Origin of the sequence: Heliomicrobium modesticaldum Ice1 (genome assembly GCF_000019165.1) — a bacterium.
GTDB classification, from domain to species: Bacteria; Bacillota; Desulfitobacteriia; order Heliobacteriales; family Heliobacteriaceae; genus Heliomicrobium; species Heliomicrobium modesticaldum.
In genome coordinates this window covers 1,370,865-1,389,862 of record NC_010337.2, presented here as the reverse complement: position 1 = coordinate 1,389,862, position 18,998 = coordinate 1,370,865, and the positions used below count along the sequence as shown (strand labels likewise).

Here is an 18,998-nt window from a genome sequence, read left to right as displayed (position 1 = left end):
AAAAGGCACTCTCGTTGGAGCGAAGACACCGATCATGGTCACAATCGCAAGTTATAATATTAGCATAAGAGGTGTAAACTGTCAACGACAGTGCGCCGCTGCCAGAAAAATATCTGGAGTGAAAAAAAGCAGGACGGAGGGATCCGCCCTGCTTTTTTAAATGCTCCCGAAGCGAAATTACTTGACTTCGACAGTAGCGCCGCTTTCTTCAAGCTTCTTCTTGATGGACTCGGCTTCTTCTTTGGAGACTTTCTCTTTCACGGGTTTGGGAGCGCCGTCAACGAGGTCTTTCGCTTCTTTGAGGCCCAGGCCGGTGATTTCGCGGACAACTTTGATGACGTTGACTTTCTTGTCGCCGGCGGCTTTCAGGATGACGTCGAATTCGGTTTGTTCTTCGGCAGGAGCGGCAGCAGCGGCGGCCACGGGCATGGCGGCCATGGCGACGGGAGCGGCAGCGCTGACACCGAATTCTTCTTCGAAGGCTTTGACCAGTTCGGCCAGTTCGAGAACGGTCAAGCCTTTGACCGCTTCGATGATTTCATTGATCTTGCTCATGGTATTGAATTCCTCCATTTAATATTATCATGGTTTGAGGGTTGCTCTTGCGCCGATCCTCCGCAAAGGAAGTGAGCACAGGTTATGCGCTCAGGCGGCTGGCCTCAGGCGCTTTCCTTTTGTTTGCGCAGGTCTTCCAGGGCGTAGCCCAGTTTGCGGATGGGACCTTGCAGGACATTGACCAGACCGACGAGGGGACCTTGGATACCAGCGAGGACTTGGGCCAGCAGGACTTCGCGCGACGGCAAGTCAGCCAGGGCCTTGACGCCGTCAACAGTGATGACCTTGCCTTCGACAACACCGGCTTTGATGGCAAAGTTTTTGTTCTTAGTCGTCTTGGCAAATTCGGTCAACACTTTGGCGGGAGCGACAGGGTCTTCAATGCCGAAAGCGATCGCGGTCGGGCCTTCCAGGTAGGGATCCAGGCCTTGGATGCCGAGCTCGTTGGCGACGATGCGAGTCAAGGTGTTTTTGCAGACCTTAAACTCCACGCCGACCTTACGGAACTCGTTCCGCAGTTCGGTGGCTTCCTTGACGGTCATTCCCCGAAAGTCGGCGAGCACACAAGACTTGGCCTTGCCCATGGTCTCTCTGATTTCAGCGAGTTGTGCAGCTTTTTGTTGTTTATTGGCCATGCGGGTTGTTTCACCCCCTTTGCGGTGAGAAAGCGGAAAAGCCTCCGCTGCAGACAGCGGAGGCTTGGCAACATAAGGCAGCCCGATGAAGGCGGCACAAAGCCGCTTCACAGGTTATCTTGACCAATCACCTCGGCAGGTGTTTTCCCATTAAGCCGCATCCCTGCGGCACCTGCTGTCTACAGCGAGTCTTTTCAATTTTCATGTGTCAGGAGACTGTATCTATCCTAATCATCAGCTTTCCGGTTGTCAAGCCGGAATTCACTGTTGGACCAGAAGGGCATGCGGCTTCAGCGGGTTGACGCGAACGCCAGGGCTCATCGTGGACGACAAGGTGATGCTTTTGATGTACTGGCCTTTCGCCGCCGCCGGCTTCGCCTTGATCAGGGTGTCCAGCAGGGTCTGGTAGTTCTCCAGCAGCTTCTGAACATCGAAAGAGGCCTTGCCGATGGGAGCATGGATGATCCCCGTCTTGTCAACGCGGTATTCGATCTTACCAGCTTTGATCTCTTGGATCGCCCGGGCCACGTCAAAGGTGACGGTGCCGGTCTTGGGGTTGGGCATCAAGCCCTTGGGACCGAGCAGTCGACCCAGTTTACCGACGAGACCCATCACGTCGGGCGTGGCGACCGCCACGTCAAAGTCTAGCCAACCGCCCTGGATCTTCTCTACAAGATCCTCAGCGCCAACAGCATCAGCGCCGGCAGCTTCGGCTTCCTTGGCCTTATCGCCTTTGGCGAAGACGGCCACTTTCCGGGATTTGCCGGTGCCATGGGGCAGAACGACAGCACCCCGGATCATCTGGTCGGCATGGCGCGGATCGACGCCGAGCCGAAAGGCGACTTCCACTGTCTCATCGAACTTAGCGGTAGCCAGCTTCTTGACCATATCCATGGCCTCTCGGGCTTCCAGGACCTGATCCCGGTCGACCAGCTTGGCCTGTTCCAGATACTTTTTCCCGTGTTTCGGCATGTCTTATCCTCCTCGTGGTATTGGCGGGCTTACACCCTCCCACTGGTCAACGCGCTCCAGATCAGACGATCTCAATGCCCATGCTGCGGGCGGTGCCCTCGATCATGCGCATGGCCGCCTCGATGCTGGCCGCGTTGAGGTCTTTCATCTTCATCTCGGCGATTTCCTGCACTTTGGCGCGAGAAACCTTGCCGACTTTTTTCTTGTTAGGCGTGCCGGAGGCCGTTTCGATACCGGCTGCTTTTTTCAGCAGAACAGCGGCCGGAGGCGTCTTGGTCACGAAGGTGAAAGAACGGTCTTCATATACCGTGATCTCCACCGGGATGATCAGACCGGCTTGGGCTGCGGTAGCTTCGTTGTACTGCTTGCAAAAGGCCATAATGTTAACCCCGTGTTGGCCCAAGGCAGGACCGACCGGGGGGGCGGGGTTCGCTTTGCCGGCTGGGCATTGCAGTTTGACGACTGCGACTACTTTTTTTGCCATTGGTTGGTGCCACCTCCTTCTTTTGGTCTATCACTCCGGTTTACACTTTTTCTACTTGTGAAAAATCAAGCTCGACGGGCGTCTCCCTGCCAAACATGGAGACGAGCACCTTCAGCTTGCCTTTTTCCGGCTGAATGTCTTCGATGGTGCCAACAAAATCCTGAAAAGGCCCGGAGATCACCCGCACGTTCTCCTTGAGCGCAAAGTCATGGCGGGTCCGCGCCTCATCATAGCCCATCGATTTCAGGATATGCGCCACTTCGCTGGGCTGCAAGGGAATCGGTTTTGTTCCCGGACCCACAAAACCGGTTACTCCCGGCGTGTTGCGCACCACATACCAGGAGTCGTCGGTCATGATCATCTCGACGATGACATAACCGGGGAAGACCTTGCGTTTGGTCACCTTGCGCTTGCCGTTTTTGATCTCGACTTCGTCTTCCATGGGAACGAGGATCCGAAAGATCTTGTCCTCCATGTTCATCGATTCGACGCGGCGCTCCAGGTTGGCCTTCACCTTGTTCTCATAGCCGGAGTAAGTATGGATCACATACCACAGTTTTTCCATGGTCATTTGATCAGCGCTTTCAGCGTGAGACTTAATGCCTCATCGACGACGAAAATCAGCGCCGCCACGAAGACGACGGCGGTGAGGACGACGCCGGTGTAGGTGATCACTTCCTGACGGGTCGGCCAATGAACCTTCTTCATCTCGCTGGCTACGCCGCGGGCGAAGTTCTGGGAGCGCTCCAACGTTGAAGAACGCGCAACAGCAGGTTTTTTTGCCGGCTCCCCTTTTTTGGCAGCGTCCTTGACCGGGGTTGCCTTGGCCGCTTTTTCTGTTTTCTCGACCTTTTCAGGTTTATCCGTTTCTTTTATCTCGCCCACTGGAACTTCCCTTCCTCAAACACCGATTCGCCGCAAGCTATGGCGCTATCCACGTCCGGCAGATTAGGGGTGGCGACGGCACTGTCAGTGAGCGCAGACCTACTTGGTCTCCTTATGGACCGTTTGGGTCTTGCACCACTTGCAGTACTTCTTCAACTCGATACGATCCGGATCGTTCTTCTTGTTCTTATTCGTCATGTAATTCCGGCGCTTGCACTCCGTGCAGGCCAGGGCAACACCGACACGCATTGCGACACCTCCCCCGTTGCATTGACAAAACCACCCGTACCGGGTGGTCCGAATTTGCCCATTACTCACATTACTTTAGCACAAGCAAAAACGGAAGTCAACAACATTCCCGGGTGGTTCCTGCCGGTCCCAAACACAATAAAAGAGGGCATTCCCTAGGAAGTATGCCCTCGAAAAAATATCTCTATCCGGCGTAAAATCCACCCGTCTCCAGGTGGATCATTTCGGATCGTCCACGATTTCTTTGGTCAAAAAAGGGACTGACCGAGCAGGGCATCGATCGCGCAGGGCGCCATCCAGACGTTCTTCGTCCCGGTTTTCCAGGTATTTTTCCAGCTTGCGCTTAACCCGCTGCAAGGCGTTGTCGATGGATTTGACATGCCGCTTTAAATCAAGGGCGATCTCCTGATAGGACTTGCCCTCCAGATAGGACATGAGAACTTTCCATTCGAGGGAACTCAGGATCTCGCCCATCTTTTCCTCTATATCGTCGAACTCTTCACGGCTGATGATCAGCTCTTCCGGATCGGTGATCTTGGTGCCCGAAATGACATCGAGGAGCGTCCGGTCGGAGTCTTCATCGTAGATGGGCTTGTTCAACGAGACGTAGGAGTTCAGGGGGATATGCTTCTGACGGGTTGCCGTCTTGATGGCCGTGATGATCTGCCTGGTGATGCACAGCTCGGCAAAGGCGCGAAAGGAAGAAAGCTTATCACAACGAAAGTCGCGAATCGCTTTGTAGAGGCCGATCATCCCTTCCTGGATGATGTCCTCGCGATCCGCCCCGATCAAAAAGTAGGACCTCGCTTTGGCGCGAACGAAGTTCTTGTATTTGTTGATCAGATATTCGAGGGCTTCTTCATCGCCCTCTTTCGCCATTTCTACGACTTCTTCGTCCACCAGTTGCTCAAAGTCGTCCAACAGTTCTCTCTGGGCATTCACACTCACGCCTATCGCCCCCACTATTGAGTTTCCCTTCGAATCGCCCGATTCGTGTGAAGCCCTGTTCCGCTTGAAGGCGGGTTGTCCTTTGGGAACAACCTCATTATACCCGAAGGTCTTTTTGACCGTCAAGAAGTCGCCCCCAATCATCGGCAGTTTTAGGAGGTCAGGCCGCGGCGCATCTGTTCCAGTCTCCGGCGGAGATCTGCATCGAGACGGCTGTCGAGGCGGCTGTCCAGGGCATCGGCCTCTGCGCCCGCTTGCAGGCGCTGTTTTTTTTCCCGCGTCGACGCCTTCACTTGGGCGTGAAGCTCCCGTACGGAGAGCCGGCAGGCCCCTCGCCCGAGGGCGATGGCCTGCTCGACGGCGTCTCCCGTAGCCACCCAGACGTTGCCGCGAACCTGCCGCCCTAACAGGCGCTCGATGTAGCGGTCGGCCGTCTCCTCTTCGCGGGTGTAGACGATGCGGGCGCCGGCCCGCTCCTCGACCCGCTCCTTCCCTCCCTTGACGTGGTGGGCGTCGAAGACGATGATCAGCTGCAGACCCTGCAGGGCGGCGTACTCAATAAGGATGTCGATCAGCTTATCCCGGGCGTGGTCGAAGCTGCGGGCGCGCAGATCCTGCAGGTCGGGCCAGGCGTTCAAGGCGTTGTACCCGTCAACGATCAGCGTGTCTTTCATTGCATTCCCAATAGGTTTATTGGGGCGCCTTTACGCCTTCCTGAAGCTGGCGGACGCGCTCATACATGAGCAGTGCGCCGGCGACAGAGGCGTTGAGCGAGTCGACCTTGCCCCCCATGGGGATCGAGACGAGGTGGTCACAGTGTTCCCGCAGCAACGGGCTGATTCCTTTGCCCTCGCTGCCGACGATCAACCCCACGGGGCCCCTGAAGTCCTGGCGAAAATAGGGTCGAGGCGCGTCCATGGCGCTGCCGATGATCCAAAGCCCCGCTTTTTTCAGTTGACCTACCGTCTGGACGAGGTTGGTCACCCGGGCGATAGGCACGTATTCGACGGCGCCGGCTGATGCTTTGGCGACAGTGCTGGTGATCGCCCCGCCGCGCCGTTTGGGGATGATGACGCCATGGGCGCCGGCGCCTTCGGCCGTACGCAAGAGGGCGCCGATGTTATGGGGGTCCTCCAGTCCGTCCAGGAGCAGGACAAAGGGCGGCTCCCCTTTGGCTTTCGCTTTTTCCAGGATCTCCTCCACCTCGACATAGGCAACGGGCGCCACATGGGCGATGATGCCCTGGTGGTGGCGCACCTCCCGGTCGAGGACTGTCCGCTCCAGTTCGGTGATGGGGATGCCTCTATCGCGGGCCATGCCCAGGATCTCCCGGATGGAGCCCTCCCGGGCGCCTTTGGCGACGACGAGCTTGTTGATGGCGCGGCCCGATTTGAGCGCTTCCATGACCGGCTGCCTGCCCGCCAGCAGGTCCTCCCGTTCCTCAGGCTCGGGTCTTTCCACGGCGATGCGTCGGTTGCGACGGTCACGCAGTTTTGCCGATTCGCGACCTTCACGATGATCGCTCGGCTCGTTGGGCTTGCCGAAGCGACGCGCTTCCGGTCCGCCAGCTCCCTCGCGGAAGTCGTGGCGGTCGCCTCTTTCACCGCCAGATGGACCTTTGCGAAAGTCGCGCCCCCCCCGGTTTTCTTTCGGCCCTTTCCGAAGGGGCTTTTCACGGGAAGGAATTTGTCTATCCCTCTTCATACTACTTCGGCTCCATTTCCTTCATGCCGGGAAGTGTGTTACTTCCGCAGCCTCTTTCGTTTTCCCGCTTGTCCAACCATAGGGCGAGCTGTTCCCGCAGAAAAGGCAGGCGCTCCGGCCGGGCGAGCGACCAGTATCCCACGAGGCATTCAAAGCCTGTCGATAACCGATAGGTGGCCACATCGGTCGATCGGGGAGAGCGACCTGAGTCAGCGTTGCGGCCGCGGCGTACCCATTCCTTTTCCTCATCGTCGAGGAAGGGTTCGATGCGTCGCAACAGGGCGACCTGTGATGCGGCCCGGACGATTTCGACAGCCTGCTTGTGCAACTGGGCCACTTTGACGACGCCGACCTCGATCAGTGTCCGGCGGACCCACAACTCGTAGACGGCGTCGCCCAGATATGCCAGCGCCAGAGGCGACGGCAGTTCGGCCGGGACGCTGCCGCGCCAGTCCTTCCAATCGCCCCCCATCAGCGTGCGACCTGGTTCCACCGGTTCATCCCTTTTTTCCACGGTCAAGCCTTCTTCCAGCGGGCGCCCTGGGGCGTATCCTCGATGACGATGCCCAGTTCCTTCAGACCGTCGCGGATGCGGTCAGCTGTCGCCCAGTCTTTTTTCTTCCGTGCCTCGGCGCGGATGCCGATCAGCAGATTCATCAAGCCGTCGACGGTGTTGTCATCGGCTGCCGCAGCCCCTCCCGCCAGGTCGATGCCGAGCACGCCGGCCAGTTCTTCGAAGGTTTCAGCCACCTGGAGCAGGAGTTGCCGATCTTCCGGCGTCAGGGCAAAACCGCCGTGCAGGAAGGTGTTGGCCTCCCGAGCCAGGTCAAAGAGCATGGACAAAGCGAGGGCGGTGTTGAAGTCGTCGTCCATGGCCTCGCGGAAGCCCTTTTTCGCAGCCAACCACTGTTCTTCCAGCTTTTCCCGCTGTCCGGCGGGCCGTTCCGCCCCCTCTTTCCCGCTGGCGGCCAAGGCCTCCTCGATGAGGCGCCGGCTGGTGCGCAGGCGCTGCAGCCCTTTTTGTGCCGCTTCCAGCTTGCTGTCGTCAAAGTCGATAGGGCTGCGGTAGTGGGTGGAGAGGAGGTAAAAGCGGATCACGTCGCCAGGGAATCTCTTCAGGATCTCCCGGAGGGTGAAAAAGTTGCCCAGGGACTTGGACATCTTCTCCTGGTTGACGGTGATAAAGCCGTTGTGCAGCCAGTAGCGGGCCATCGGGGACGTGCCGGTGCAGGCTTCCGACTGAGCGATTTCATTTTCGTGGTGGGGGAAGATCAGATCCTGGCCGCCGCCGTGAATGTCGAAGGCGTCACCGAGGTACTTGCGGGACATGGCGGAACACTCGATATGCCATCCCGGACGCCCCTTGCCCCAGGGGCTATCCCAGGAGGGTTCGCCAGGCTTTGCCCCTTTCCAGAGGGCAAAGTCCATAGGGTGGCGCTTGCGTTCGTTCACATCGACACGGGCGCCGGCTTGCAGATCCTCAAGAGAACGGCCTGAAAGCTTGCCGTAATCTTTGAAGCTGGGAATGGAGAAGTAGACATCTCCTCCCAGTTCGTAGGCATGGCCCTTCTCGACCAGCACCCCGATCATGGCGATGATCTCGGCCATGTGGGCGCTCACCTTGGGGTGAATAGTCGCCGGTCGCACATTGAGCGCTTTGGCGTCGCGATAGTATTCTTCCACAAAACGGGCAGCCATGGCGATGGGATCTTCGCCGATCTCTTTGGCGCGATGGATGATCTTGTCGTCGATGTCGGTGAAGTTCTGAATATAGACGACCTCGTAGCCTACATGCTCCAGGTAGCGGCGGATTGTATCGAAGACGACGAGGGGCCTCGCATTGCCCAGATGGATATAGTCGTATGTTGTCGGGCCGCAAACATACATGCCGACGCGTCCGGCCTTATGCGGAACAAACGTCTCCTTTTCCCTGCTGAGGGTGTTGTACACTCGCAGACTCACCGCGGTTCTCCTCCATTTGTGCGATCCGTTCTTCGAGATGGTTGATCTTGCGCTGCAGGCAGAAGATCATCTCGGCCACCGGATCGGGCAGTTTGTTGTGTTCCAGGTCGACGAGTTGACGGTCCCGCACGCTGACGCCGTCGCGGACGACGATGCGCCCGGGAACGCCGACGACGGTGCAGTTGGGCGGCACCGGTTTCAAGACGACAGAGCCGGCGCCGATCTTGACGTTGTCGCCGATGGTGATCGAGCCGAGCACCCGCGCGCCTGATGAAACGACGACGTTGTTGCCGATAGTCGGGTGGCGTTTCCCTTTTTCCTTGCCCGTCCCGCCGAGGGTGACGCCCTGATAGATGGTCACGTTGTCGCCCACTTCGGCCGTCTCGCCGATGACAACGCCCATGCCATGGTCGATGAAGAGGCCTTCGCCGATCTTGGCGCCCGGGTGGATCTCGATACCCGTGATGAAGCGCACCACCTGAGAGAGGAAGCGGGCCAGGACGACCCATCCCTTATTGTAGAGCCAGTGGTTCAGCCGGTGGAACAGGATGGCGTGAAAGCCCGGGTAACAGAGGACGACCTCCCAAACCGACTTTGCAGCGGGATCCCGTTCGAAGATGACTTGGATGTCTTTGCGGATGCGAGCAAGCATTGTCAGTCCCCCCCTCTGTCAAAAAAAGTGAAGCAAACAGAAGAACCCTTCCCTCTCTGTCAAAGGACAGAGGCGAAGGGCGGTTCGCGGTTCCACTCTGTTTGGCCCAAGGGACCATCTCAGGCCGGCATCGTCAGGTGATGCGGCAAGCCGGTAACGGGGCCAAGCCGTCCGGACCTACTCGTTTTCAGTCCGGCGATTCCCGGGCGCACGACCACCGCAAAGCGCCCCCGGTCGCTTCCAGCCAAGGCGACCTTCTCTGGTGGGGATTTGTGGTGGAACCTCCCGTTCCTCATCGTTGTAGCAGATGCATTTTTGCCGACTTTGCGGATCGGCTTGATAGGGATACACCTTTATTATAGGCGGCGCCGAGACCGGGTGTCAACGCAGCGGGAGACGTCAGCAGCTGAAGGGCGACGAACCGAGCGCAACCCCCGCCAGTTCTGCCGCCCGTCTTATGCGGTTGACGGCGCCTTCCCGGCCCAGGGCGGTGATCAGCGCGTTGAGGTCAGGCCCGTGCTGCTGCCCTGTCAAGGCGACGCGGATGGGCATGAAGACATTGCGGCCCTTTTCTTTCGTCTCCTTGGTCACCTCTTTGAGCATGGCTTTGACGTTGTCCGGCGTCAGGTCGCGGCCTTCCGTGAGCTTGCGCAAGCAGGCCTTGAGGACCTTGGGGACCTGTTCCTCGGTCAGGACGGCTTTGGCCTCGTCGCTCTCAAAGGTGATGGCGTCGCCAAAGAAGAGCGGGATGAAGTCGACGATTTGGGCCATGTAGCTGACCTTCTCCTGGATGGCCTGCACCATGTAGCGGACCTTGCGCGCCGCCGCCTCGTCGAGGGGTTCCTGGACGACGCCGGCTTCGATCAGGTGCGGCATGGCGAGGGCGACGAGGCGATCCAGGTCGGCCTTGCGCAGGTAGACGCCGTTGATCCAGTTCAATTTTTCGAAATCAAAAACGGCAGGACTCTTGGCGACACGGTCGAGAGAGAATTGGGCGATGAGGTCGTCGAGGCTGAAGATCTCCTCTTCGCCTCCCGGCGACCAGCCGAGCAGGACGAGGAAGTTGACGAGCGCCTCCGGCAGGTAGCCCTGACGTTGGTAGGCGACGACCGAGGTGGAGCCGTGACGCTTGCTCATCTTGGAGCGATCCTTGCCGAGGATGAGCGACACATGGGCGAACTTGGGCGGCGTCAGGCCGAGGGCGTCGTAGATGAGCAGTTGGCGCGGCGTGTTAGACAGGTGTTCCTCGCCGCGGATGACGTGGGTGATCGCCATCTGGGCGTCATCGATGACGACGGCGAAGTTGTAGGTGGGGATGCCGTCCGATTTGACGATGATGAAATCGCCGATGCCGGCGCATTCAAAGCTGACATGGCCGCGGACAAGGTCGTCGATGGCGACAGCGCCCTCATCGGGAACGCGGAAGCGGATGACCGGTTTCCGGCCTTCGGCCCGGAGGCGCGCCTCATCGTCGGCGCTAAGGCTGCGGCAGCGACCGCTGTAGCGGGGCAGTTCCCCTTTCTCGGCAAAGGCCTGGCGCTCAGCCTCCAGTTCCTCTTCCGAGCAGTAGCAGCGGTAAGCTTTGCCTTCAGCCAACAGCTTGTCGGCCGCCTCCCGGTAGGTATGGAGGCGTTCCGTCTGCCGGTAGGGGGCGTGGGGTCCGCCGACGCGGATGCCCTCGTCCCAGGTGATGCCCAACCATTCGAGGGCGTCAAGGATGTTGTCCTCGCTTTCCCGGCTGGAGCGTTCCAGGTCGGTATCCTCAACGCGGACGATGAACTGGCCGCCGAAACGGCGGGCCAGGAGGAAGTTAAAGAGGGCCGAACGGGCGCCGCCGATATGCAGGGGGCCTGTCGGGCTGGGGGCGAAACGGACGCGTATGTTTTCCATGGCGCTTTGCGGCTCCTTTACTTACGGGCAACGCACGTCACCCGGAAAATTCGAGACGATAAGGGGAAACGCTATCGACAAATCGGGTGCGACAGCGGCGCTCGCTAAGAGCTCCGCGGCGGCTCAATCGTCGGCTACGCTCGGGCGCCAAACCTCTGGGCTTTTCTGCATGTAAACCATGGCGCCCTCCTCGCTCGCTTTTTCGCCGTTCCCGCTCAAAGCGCTCACGCTGCCGTCGCACCCGATTTTGTTTTTGGGGATGCTTTAGCGTTTTTGTATTCTTACGTGTTTATAGATCCATTATTTCCGTTATTTAATGACATTCGTCCTATATCGCCTTTACGTCCTCGCAGGAATGACGTCTCTCATCGCCGGACCGTCGCCACAGCGTACGATGCGATCCCCTCACCGGTCCCGGCGAAGCCGAGGCCCTCGGTGGTGGTGGCTTTGACGTTGATCCGGTCGGCGGCGATGCCGAGGGTGTGGGCGATGTTCTCTTGCATCTTGGGGATATGGGGCGCCAGTTTGGGGCGCTGGGCCACGATGGTGGCGTCGATGTGGCCGACAGTCCAGCCTTTGGCCGCTAGTTTCTCACCGACGATTTGTAGTAAGCGCAGGCTGGAGATGCCTTTATACCGATTGTCGCTGTCGGGGAAGTGGCGGCCGATGTCGCCCATGCCGGCAGCGCCCAGCAAGGCATCTTTGACGGCATGGAGCAACACGTCGGCGTCGGAATGGCCGAGGAGGCCTTTTGCGTAGGGGATGTCGACGCCGCCGAGGATCAAGGCTCGCCCTTCGACGAGGCGGTGGACGTCATAGCCCATGCCGGTGCGGATATCCGATCCGACCGGATCTGCCGGAGACGGTACGGGGCCAGACAATGAGCGGTTACCGGAAACAGAACCGGCAGGTTTGCAGTCTGAACTGCCATCAGCGTTGCCAGCGAGACTGCCGACTGGGCTACCGGCGGTGACAGCGGCTTTTTGGCAGGCTAACGCTTCACCCCCTGGCGAGATTGAAGGAGCTTTGACCCCTCGCCGCGCCAGGATGGCCTCGGCCAGTGCCAGATCGTCCGGCGTGGTCAGCTTCAGGTTTTCATAGTCGCCTTCCACGAGGTAGACGGGATGACCAGCCTGTTCCATCACCATGGCGTCGTCCGTCGGCAGAGGGCCAACCTTGCGCGCCCCTGAAGCATACCAGGCCGCGTAGGCCCGGTTCAGGTCCTCATAGGCGAATACCTGGGGCGTCTGTACGGCGTAGAGGCCGGAACGGTCCGGCGTAGCGATGATTTTGCCGTCAGCGGCGGCTTCTTTGATCGTGTCTTTTACCGGCACGGCAGCGACGGCAGACCGGTGTTGTCGGGCTTTCTGGATGCATCTGGAAAGCAGCGCAGGCGTGAAAAGGGGCCGTGCCCCATCGTGCACGGCCACCCATTGACAGTCTTCCGAGGCCAAGGCCTGTAAACCCTTCCATACAGAATCGATGCGTTCGTCGCCGCCTTCCACCAGACGGACCCGGTCCGACCACCGGTACCGCGCCAGCAGTTCCTTCATCTTCACGGCATCGTCCCGGTGGATGACCAGGACGAAGGGGCCGAGGTCAGGATGGGCGAGCAACCCTTGCAGGGTCCAAGCGAGCACCGGCTGTCCCGCCAGGGGAAGGAGCACCTTGTTCCCCCCGGCGCCCATGCGCTTGCCCCGCCCGGCGGCGACGACGATAACGGCGCAGTCGTCCTTAGACAATGGCGTTCACCTCATTGAGCGCCGGTGTTGGCGATACTTTTTTCCCTTCACCGATCTTCGGTTTAGCGAAGATCATCCGCCCGGCCGATGTCTGCAAGACCGATGTGACGAGAACGGTGATGGTCTGACCGATAAAGCGTTTCCCGCCGTCGACGACGATCATCGTGCCGTCGTCGAGGTAGGCAACGCCCTGGCCCAGCTCTTTGCCGTCTTTGATCACCTGGACGGTCATCTCTTCGCCGGGCAGCACGACAGGCTTGACGGCGTTGGCCAATTCGTTGATGTTGAGGACCTTGACGCCTTGCAGTTCCGCCACCTTGTTCAGGTTGTAGTCGTTGGTGACGATGTGGCCGTTGATCTCCCGGCAGAGCCGGACGAGCTTCGAGTCGACTTCAGCCAAGTCGTCGTAGTCGCGCTGATCGATCTGGACCGCCACGTCGAGCTCCTTGCGGATCTTGTTCAATACGTCAAGGCCGCGGCGGCCGCGGTTGCGCTTGAGCAGGTCCGAAGAATCGGCGATATGCTGCAGTTCCTCCAGGACAAAGGCGGGGATCACCAGGGTGCCGTCGATAAAGCCGCTCTTGCAGATGTCGGCGATGCGACCGTCGATGATGACGCTGGTGTCCAGCACCTTCAGGCAGGCGCCTCTCGCCTCGGCCTTGTCCCCCAGCTTATCTTTGGCATGTTTTTCCTTCCAGCGGGGATAAATAAAGGTGAGAATCTCTTCTCGTTTTTTGACGCCGACGCGCATACCCACGTAACCCATGATGGCTGAAAGCCCTACCGAAAGATACCTTCCCAACCCCGGAAGTTCCGAAATGGAGACATCTAACAAATTGGCAATGATCAAGCCAACTATAAGACCGATCGCCCCGCCGACAAGATCCTGAATGGGTGTGCGCTGCAACCTGTTTTCCAACCAGCCGGTCATCACGACAACCCATCGTATCAATTGCGGGGCGATAATAAAGCCCAACGCGCCAGGGATCAATGTGATAACAGCTAAGAATGAATGCTTCGCCGGATAGGAAGAGAGATCGAAAACCCGGTTCGCGCCAGAGAGCAAGGACATGCCGCTGGAAAAACCGACGGCGGCAAAGGCGACTGCAATGGCGCTGCGCATGAATTTGTGAATCATCCTATCACCTCCTTCACTATTATTTTTAACAAAGTAACATTAACATTATACGGGAAAAACGCATCTACGGCAAGGATATGGATATTTTTTGAATAGAATATATTTTTTAGCTTAAAAAAGCAAAAAAGCCCCGTCGGCCCTCAGGCCAGCAACCGGGACAGCATGGCTTCAATCTGTTCCGGCGGGGTGTCATAGGCCAAGACGAGTTCACTGACAAGGATCTGTTTCGCATTTTCGAGCATCCGCCGTTCTCCCGTGGACAGGCCTTTCTCTTGGTTGCGGCGGATCAGGTTGCGGACCACCTCTGCGACAGCGTACACGTCGCCGGTTTTCATTTTGTCCAAGTTGGCACGGTAACGTCGATGCCAGTTATTGGACATGACCGACTTTCTCGACTGAAGCACGGACATCACCTGATCAGCCTCGATGGCGTCGATGACCTGCCTCAGTCCGATCTCCGCGATCTGTCCGCTGGGAACCAAGATGCGCATATCGCCCAAGGATAGACGAAGCACATAATAGAGCCGCTTCTCCCCCAGCACCTCTCGCTCCTCTACAGCCTCGATCACGCCGGCGCCATGCATGGGGTAGACCACCTTGTCACCGATGGCAAACACGCTCTTCCTCCTTTCCCCTCGGTCCCATTGGCCGCCGCTTCGCCCCTTCATTGACAATCCTTGACTGTCACCGCTATAATAAGTGCAAACATCCGGTTGGGAAAGGACGGGAGCATTGGAGCATGAAGGACTTGGCGTGCCAACGGTTTCAGGATACGGTTGCGGAATTTTTGATTCGCCACCAAAGCATCCTGGACATCATCTCCAAGTCTCAGGAATCCAATGCCCGGGTAAACCGGGCGGTGGTGAAGGCAGTGACCCACTGCGGCTGTATCAAAGTCCGGGCCGAGAAGTCTGCCATCCCGCCAGAAGCGACCCTCGCGGACCTAAAACAGCTGCTTGACAGCCACCTTGACGGCGAGTTGTGCCCCAACTGCCGGGAAATCATTGAGAGCGAGATGGGGAAATCCATCTTTTACCTGACGGCGCTTTGCCACAGTCTGGGTCTGACTTTGGCCGATGTGCTCCAGCGAGAGCACGAAAAGGTCTCCACGTTAAGAGTATTCAACTTCACCTGATCCCATGACCTGAGAGGACGGTTGTCCCTTCAGGCCCGCCCACGAGTGCAGGCGACCGCGATGCGGTCGCTTTTTTCTATGAAAAACCATTTTCATCATCGTCTGTGACCTGAAAAATCGCATAACTTGCGCCCGTCGGCGCAAACTTTGCATTGAATACTGGCCGTCAGAAAGGGGCGCGACCGTGCAGGCCGACCAAAACAACAGCCATCATCAATCCGGCATCCCTGTTCCGGCAGCATCGGTAGTCATCTACCCGCCGTCCCACTGGCCGGGACAGACCACTTTGCCGACAGGTTTCCGCAGCGCTGCAGGACCGCGAGATCCGAATCAACCAGATAACCCAAAGACGAGTCAGCAGGGAAAAGGCGATTCGCAGCAGGGACAAGGACGGGGACAAGGACAAAAGAACAATCCAGGCCATCACCAGGGAAAGCAAAGCGGAGGGGACTCGCAGGAAGATCAAGGCCTCTCTCGCACAGGTCCAGCCACCTTCGCAGGCGGTTTCACCCCGCCGGGCGGCGCTTCTCCGATCATGGGCGACAACTCTCCCATGATGATGGCGGGGACCTTTCCCTTCGGCGCGCCCGCTTACGGGTACACTGTCCCGGCGTCCCAACCGATGTACGCGACCTCTGCCACCCCGGCGATGTCAGCCGGGACGAACGCCCTTACCGATAAAGACCTGTTGTTGCTCGTCGAACTGATGGCGCTGGAGATGAATGCCGCTCGCAAATGCCGGCACTTTGCCCGATCCACCAGTGACGACGGCGTGATGACGGCCTTGGAACGGGCAAGCCAGATGCACCAGCGACATCTGAAGGTGATGCTGCAGCACTGCCAGGTCGGCGGTATGGGCTTATGGTCATGAAGGGGGACAGGATATGGCCGGCGCACTGAAAATGCGAAAAACTTCCCGCCAGTCGCCCAAAGGCCAAGGCCAGGGGAATAGTCAAGGAAACGGTCTCGGATATAACCAGGCAACAGGGAACGGGACAGGTTCCCAGGCTTTCGACGGCCTGACCGCTCAGGAGATGTTCTGGGACATGATAAGCACCGAGAAGCAGCTGGCCCAGATATGCAACCAGGCTGCCCTGGATGCGGGAAAGCCGGGCCTCTATCAGGATCTGATGGCCATTCTGAACGAAACGCAGGCCTGCCACAGGGAACTCTTTCACCTGATGCTGCAGCGCGGCTGGTACCACCTGCACCCGGCCGATCTGATGCAGGCGCAGCAGGTCTTCCAGGAGTTTCATTCCCTGTCCCAGTCATTGCAGGATCAAAAACGGGGCGGTCAGAGCAGCGGCGAAGCTGCAACAGGGAGCAATTCGTCGCAAGGCCCCAGCGGCTCAACGGGCGGAGGGAACTGACTCAACCTTCCCCGAGCAACACCTGTTCGCGCAGGCGGCGCAACCCTTCCTTGATCGCACGGGCCCGGACCTCGCCGATGCCCTCGACCTCGTCGAGTTCTTCCGTAGAGGCACGGCAGACGTTCTGGAGCCCGCCAAAGGCGCCGACCAGGTTTTCTACGACCGAATAGGGCAGGCGCGGGATTTTCGCCAAAACGCGGTACCCCCGCGGAGAGACGGACATATCGAGAACACCCAAACCTGCCCCATAGCCGAGGGCGCGGGCGATGGGGATCAGGTCGGGGATGTCGTTGGAGTGGTGGTGGATCTCTTCGCGGATCTGCGAGACGGTCCGGTTATCCGTTGTCCGATAATCCTCGATGATCGACTGCCCCTGTTCCTCCACGTTGTCAACCAGCTCGGCCATCTGCATGCGCACGAGGCGCCCCTCGTTGCCTAACTCGCAGGTGTACTGCTGCATCTCCTGGAACATGCGGGAGAACATCTCGATCCGTTGCAGGATCCGGGCCACGTCGAAGACGGTGACAAGATCCTGAAACTCCAGCGCCGTCAGGTTGTTCAGCGACTTGTTGATCACGGACTTGTACTTTTCCAGGGTCTGCAACCCTTGGTTGGCTTTTGTCAGGATGGTGGGGATGTCGCGCAGGGTATAGCGGAGCGCGCCCTGGTAGAGGGTGATGATCCCCCGGCGCTGGGAGATGGAGACGACCATTTCTCCTGTCTGGCGGGCCACCCGCTCTGCCGTACGGTGGCGGATGCCCGTTTCCCCGGAAGGAATGCCCGGATCGGGGACGAGTTGCGTATTGGCGTAGAGGATGCGGCTGGCGTCGCTGTTGAGGACGATGGCCCCGTCCATCTTGGCCAGTTCGTAAAGAGCTGCCGGTGAATAGGGACAGTTGATCAAAAAACCGCCCTCCACTATGTCCAGCACCTGCCGGCTGTCGCCGATGACGATGAGCCCGCCCGTTTTTGCCCGCAGGATGTTCTCCAAACCCTCCCGCAAGGGGGTTCCCGGAGCGAGGACGCGGAGTGCCCGCAAAAACTTTTCGTCCGGTTCTCTCATGGGCTATCCTCCCAAAAGTGCGGCGAGTGCTTCTTCCACTGTTTCTACTGCAATCACTTCGATCCCTGTATCTTCCTTCAAGTATTTCCGGTTTTGTTTCGGGCAAACACAGCGGGTGAATCCCAACTTGAGCGCCTCATGCATGCGCTTTTCCAGGTGCCCGACGGCGCGCACCTCTCCGGTGAGCCCTACTTCGCCGATGACGACAGCCTCGGGGTCAGCCGGCTGGTTGCGCCAACTGGAGGCGATAGCCGTCACGACGGCCAGATCGGCTGCCGGTTCGGCGATCTTCAGTCCACCGGCTACATTGACATAGATGTCCTGTTGCCCCAGTTGGAGGCCGATCCGTTTATCGAGGACCGCCGCCAGCAGGACCGTCCGGTTGTAGTCAAGGCCTGTGGCCATGCGGCGAGGTTGGCCGAAACTGGTGGCCGCCACCAGCGCCTGGACCTCGACCAAGACCGGGCGGGTCCCCTCCATGCAGGGGACGACGACAGAACCGGCCACCCCTTGGGTGCGCTCGGCCAGGAAAAAGGCCGAGGGGTTAGGGACCTCCACCATGCCTTGTCCGATCATCTCAAAGATGCCCAGCTCGTTGGTAGAGCCGAAACGGTTTTTGACGCCTCGCAGGACCCGGTAGGGGTAATGGCGTTCGCCTTCTAGGTAGAGCACGGCGTCCACCATGTGTTCCAGCACGCGGGGCCCGGCGATGGCCCCTTCTTTCGTCACATGTCCCACCAGGGTGACGGCGACAGGCAGGTCCTTGGCGAGGCGCATCACCTGGGCGGCGCACTCGCGCACCTGAGCCACATTGCCCGGCGCCGATCCTAATTCATCCCAGTACATGGTTTGGATGGAGTCGATGATGACCCAACCGGGCTTTCGCTGGCGGATCGTTTCAATGACGACGGCGATGTCTGTCTCCGCCAGCAGGTAGAGATCGACCCCCTCGATGCCGAGCCGGCGCGCCCGCATCTTGATCTGCTGGACCGATTCCTCTCCGGAGACGTACAAAACCGGTCCTGATGCTGCGGCCATGTGCCGAGCCGCCTGGAGCAGCAGGGTCGATTTGCCGATGCCCGGATCGCCGGCCAGCAGGGTCAGAGAGCCGACGACCAGTCCGCCGCCGAGCACCCGATCCAGTTCGGCGATGCCGGTGGAGAGGCGGATGTTGCTCTGCACCTCTGCCTGGTCGATATGGATGGGGCCGCCGGTCAGGGTCGCCCCGAATCGGTTAGAAAGGGACTTCTCTCCCCCTCCTTTCGCCACTTGTTCTTCCACAAGGCTATTCCAGGCGCCGCAACCGGGGCAGCGCCCCAGCCACTTGAGCGACTCCTGGCCGCATTGGGAGCAGAAAAAGCGGCTTTTTGCCTTTGCCATGGCATCCTCCGTCTCACCCGCTTCTGCCTCCGTTACATGAAGGCATGATCTGCGGCTGTTTTTCAGTGGAATCATTGGGGATGTCTTTACTCTTTCGGGAAATAAGGAAAAAACCCCTGCTTGGAACGAGAAGTGAAAGGCCCTCCGTTCAGTACCGGAACGGGGGGCGCAGATTTTTACGAATGTTCTTTTCGAAAGCTTTTCTTCGAGACCCGATTGCCTAGCATCCTCTTT

22 protein-coding genes and 1 other annotated feature are annotated in these 18,998 nt (G+C 59.0%); of the genes, 3 read left to right on the top strand and 19 right to left on the bottom strand.

Annotated features, from left to right (window positions below; genetic code table 11):
* Positions 1-177 precede the first annotated feature (177 nt).
* From rplL to HM1_RS06140, 17 genes are all read right to left on the bottom strand, one after another.
* Positions 178-555, bottom strand: coding sequence for a 50S ribosomal protein L7/L12 (rplL, locus tag HM1_RS06220; RefSeq protein WP_012282461.1), 378 nt, complete (start codon positions 553-555; stop codon positions 178-180).
* A 104-nt stretch (positions 556-659) separates the two neighbouring features.
* Positions 660-1,190 (bottom strand): 50S ribosomal protein L10, encoded by a 531-nt coding sequence (gene rplJ, locus HM1_RS06215; RefSeq protein ID WP_012282460.1) that lies wholly within the window; start codon positions 1,188-1,190, stop codon positions 660-662.
* Between the two features lie 25 nt (positions 1,191-1,215).
* Positions 1,216-1,393 (bottom strand) — a sequence feature (ribosomal protein L10 leader region).
* Between the two features lie 58 nt (positions 1,394-1,451).
* On the bottom strand, positions 1,452-2,162 hold the full coding sequence (gene rplA / locus HM1_RS06210; RefSeq protein ID WP_012282459.1) for a 50S ribosomal protein L1: 711 nt from the start codon (positions 2,160-2,162) through the stop codon (positions 1,452-1,454).
* Between the two features lie 61 nt (positions 2,163-2,223).
* Positions 2,224-2,646, bottom strand: coding sequence for a 50S ribosomal protein L11 (gene rplK, locus HM1_RS06205; protein WP_012282458.1), 423 nt, complete (start codon positions 2,644-2,646; stop codon positions 2,224-2,226).
* Positions 2,647-2,686: 40 nt separating this feature from the next.
* The gene (gene nusG, locus HM1_RS06200) at positions 2,687-3,211 is read right to left on the bottom strand and encodes a transcription termination/antitermination protein NusG (RefSeq protein ID WP_041314907.1); all 525 of its coding nucleotides are present in this window, start codon (positions 3,209-3,211) and stop codon (positions 2,687-2,689) included.
* Between the two features lie 2 nt (positions 3,212-3,213).
* Positions 3,214-3,531 (bottom strand): preprotein translocase subunit SecE, encoded by a 318-nt coding sequence (gene secE / locus HM1_RS16175; RefSeq protein ID WP_012282456.1) that lies wholly within the window; start codon positions 3,529-3,531, stop codon positions 3,214-3,216.
* A gap of 99 nt (positions 3,532-3,630) precedes the next feature.
* Positions 3,631-3,780 carry a 50S ribosomal protein L33 gene (gene rpmG, locus HM1_RS06190; RefSeq protein ID WP_012282455.1) on the bottom strand — a complete coding sequence of 50 codons (150 nt, stop codon included), beginning with the start codon at positions 3,778-3,780 and terminating at the stop codon, positions 3,631-3,633.
* 219 nt (positions 3,781-3,999) lie between these two features.
* Positions 4,000-4,728, bottom strand: a complete 729-nt coding sequence (sigH, locus tag HM1_RS06185; RefSeq protein WP_236995048.1) for an RNA polymerase sporulation sigma factor SigH — start codon at positions 4,726-4,728, stop codon at positions 4,000-4,002.
* A gap of 152 nt (positions 4,729-4,880) precedes the next feature.
* Positions 4,881-5,402: an NYN domain-containing protein gene (locus HM1_RS06180; protein WP_012282453.1), complete on the bottom strand. Its 522-nt coding sequence runs from the start codon at positions 5,400-5,402 to the stop codon at positions 4,881-4,883.
* Between the two features lie 16 nt (positions 5,403-5,418).
* Positions 5,419-6,432, bottom strand: a complete 1,014-nt coding sequence (gene rlmB / locus HM1_RS06175; RefSeq protein ID WP_083765175.1) for a 23S rRNA (guanosine(2251)-2'-O)-methyltransferase RlmB — start codon at positions 6,430-6,432, stop codon at positions 5,419-5,421.
* Position 6,433: 1 nt separating this feature from the next.
* Positions 6,434-6,946, bottom strand: coding sequence for a Mini-ribonuclease 3 (locus HM1_RS06170; protein WP_012282451.1), 513 nt, complete (start codon positions 6,944-6,946; stop codon positions 6,434-6,436).
* A gap of 2 nt (positions 6,947-6,948) precedes the next feature.
* Positions 6,949-8,394, bottom strand: coding sequence for a cysteine--tRNA ligase (cysS, locus tag HM1_RS06165; protein WP_012282450.1), 1,446 nt, complete (start codon positions 8,392-8,394; stop codon positions 6,949-6,951).
* The gene (gene cysE / locus HM1_RS06160; protein ID WP_012282449.1) at positions 8,336-9,046 is read right to left on the bottom strand and encodes a serine O-acetyltransferase; all 711 of its coding nucleotides are present in this window, start codon (positions 9,044-9,046) and stop codon (positions 8,336-8,338) included. Before cysE ends, cysS begins: the two co-directional genes overlap by 59 nt.
* Before the next feature lie 399 nt (positions 9,047-9,445).
* Complete coding sequence (gltX, locus tag HM1_RS06155) at positions 9,446-10,936, bottom strand: glutamate--tRNA ligase (protein ID WP_012282448.1); 1,491 nt, start codon at positions 10,934-10,936, stop codon at positions 9,446-9,448.
* 365 nt (positions 10,937-11,301) lie between these two features.
* Positions 11,302-12,678, bottom strand: a complete 1,377-nt coding sequence (gene ispD / locus HM1_RS16510; RefSeq protein WP_012282447.1) for a 2-C-methyl-D-erythritol 4-phosphate cytidylyltransferase — start codon at positions 12,676-12,678, stop codon at positions 11,302-11,304.
* Positions 12,671-13,816 (bottom strand): PIN/TRAM domain-containing protein, encoded by a 1,146-nt coding sequence (locus HM1_RS06145; protein ID WP_012282446.1) that lies wholly within the window; start codon positions 13,814-13,816, stop codon positions 12,671-12,673. The genes ispD and HM1_RS06145 overlap by 8 nt, the downstream gene beginning before the upstream one ends.
* 140 nt (positions 13,817-13,956) lie before the next feature.
* Positions 13,957-14,433, bottom strand: coding sequence for a CarD family transcriptional regulator (locus HM1_RS06140; protein WP_012282445.1), 477 nt, complete (start codon positions 14,431-14,433; stop codon positions 13,957-13,959).
* 122 nt (positions 14,434-14,555) lie between these two features.
* On the opposite strand from HM1_RS06140, the gene HM1_RS06135 reads away from it, so the two are divergent.
* From HM1_RS06135 to HM1_RS14545, 3 genes are all read left to right on the top strand, one after another.
* Positions 14,556-14,951 (top strand): nucleoside triphosphate pyrophosphohydrolase family protein, encoded by a 396-nt coding sequence (locus tag HM1_RS06135; RefSeq protein WP_041313444.1) that lies wholly within the window; start codon positions 14,556-14,558, stop codon positions 14,949-14,951.
* 184 nt (positions 14,952-15,135) lie between these two features.
* Positions 15,136-15,822, top strand: coding sequence for a hypothetical protein (locus HM1_RS14550; RefSeq protein WP_049754057.1), 687 nt, complete (start codon positions 15,136-15,138; stop codon positions 15,820-15,822).
* Between the two features lie 13 nt (positions 15,823-15,835).
* The gene (locus HM1_RS14545; protein ID WP_012282441.1) at positions 15,836-16,321 is read left to right on the top strand and encodes a spore coat protein; all 486 of its coding nucleotides are present in this window, start codon (positions 15,836-15,838) and stop codon (positions 16,319-16,321) included.
* A 1-nt stretch (position 16,322) separates the two neighbouring features.
* On the opposite strand, the gene disA is transcribed toward HM1_RS14545, so the two are convergent.
* Positions 16,323-17,384, bottom strand: a complete 1,062-nt coding sequence (disA, locus tag HM1_RS06120) for a DNA integrity scanning diadenylate cyclase DisA (RefSeq protein WP_012282440.1) — start codon at positions 17,382-17,384, stop codon at positions 16,323-16,325.
* Positions 17,385-17,387: 3 nt separating this feature from the next.
* On the bottom strand, positions 17,388-18,764 hold the full coding sequence (gene radA / locus HM1_RS06115; RefSeq protein ID WP_012282439.1) for a DNA repair protein RadA: 1,377 nt from the start codon (positions 18,762-18,764) through the stop codon (positions 17,388-17,390).
* Positions 18,765-18,998 lie beyond the last annotated feature (234 nt).

Coding starts and splice junctions, on each gene's coding strand:
- rlmB (WP_083765175.1), bottom strand. CDS start 6,432: ATGAAGAGGGATAGACAAATTCCTTCCCGTGAAAAGCCCCTTCGGAAA.
- rplL (WP_012282461.1), bottom strand. CDS start 555: ATGAGCAAGATCAATGAAATCATCGAAGCGGTCAAAGGCTTGACCGTT.
- gltX (WP_012282448.1), bottom strand. CDS start 10,936: ATGGAAAACATACGCGTCCGTTTCGCCCCCAGCCCGACAGGCCCCCTG.
- HM1_RS06135 (WP_041313444.1), top strand. CDS start 14,556: ATGAAGGACTTGGCGTGCCAACGGTTTCAGGATACGGTTGCGGAATTT.
- HM1_RS06145 (WP_012282446.1), bottom strand. CDS start 13,816: ATGATTCACAAATTCATGCGCAGCGCCATTGCAGTCGCCTTTGCCGCC.
- cysE (WP_012282449.1), bottom strand. CDS start 9,046: ATGCTTGCTCGCATCCGCAAAGACATCCAAGTCATCTTCGAACGGGAT.
- disA (WP_012282440.1), bottom strand. CDS start 17,384: ATGAGAGAACCGGACGAAAAGTTTTTGCGGGCACTCCGCGTCCTCGCT.
- rplJ (WP_012282460.1), bottom strand. CDS start 1,190: ATGGCCAATAAACAACAAAAAGCTGCACAACTCGCTGAAATCAGAGAG.
- rplK (WP_012282458.1), bottom strand. CDS start 2,646: ATGGCAAAAAAAGTAGTCGCAGTCGTCAAACTGCAATGCCCAGCCGGC.
- HM1_RS14545 (WP_012282441.1), top strand. CDS start 15,836: ATGGCCGGCGCACTGAAAATGCGAAAAACTTCCCGCCAGTCGCCCAAA.
- nusG (WP_041314907.1), bottom strand. CDS start 3,211: ATGGAAAAACTGTGGTATGTGATCCATACTTACTCCGGCTATGAGAAC.
- HM1_RS06180 (WP_012282453.1), bottom strand. CDS start 5,402: ATGAAAGACACGCTGATCGTTGACGGGTACAACGCCTTGAACGCCTGG.
- rpmG (WP_012282455.1), bottom strand. CDS start 3,780: ATGCGTGTCGGTGTTGCCCTGGCCTGCACGGAGTGCAAGCGCCGGAAT.
- radA (WP_012282439.1), bottom strand. CDS start 18,764: ATGGCAAAGGCAAAAAGCCGCTTTTTCTGCTCCCAATGCGGCCAGGAG.
- rplA (WP_012282459.1), bottom strand. CDS start 2,162: ATGCCGAAACACGGGAAAAAGTATCTGGAACAGGCCAAGCTGGTCGAC.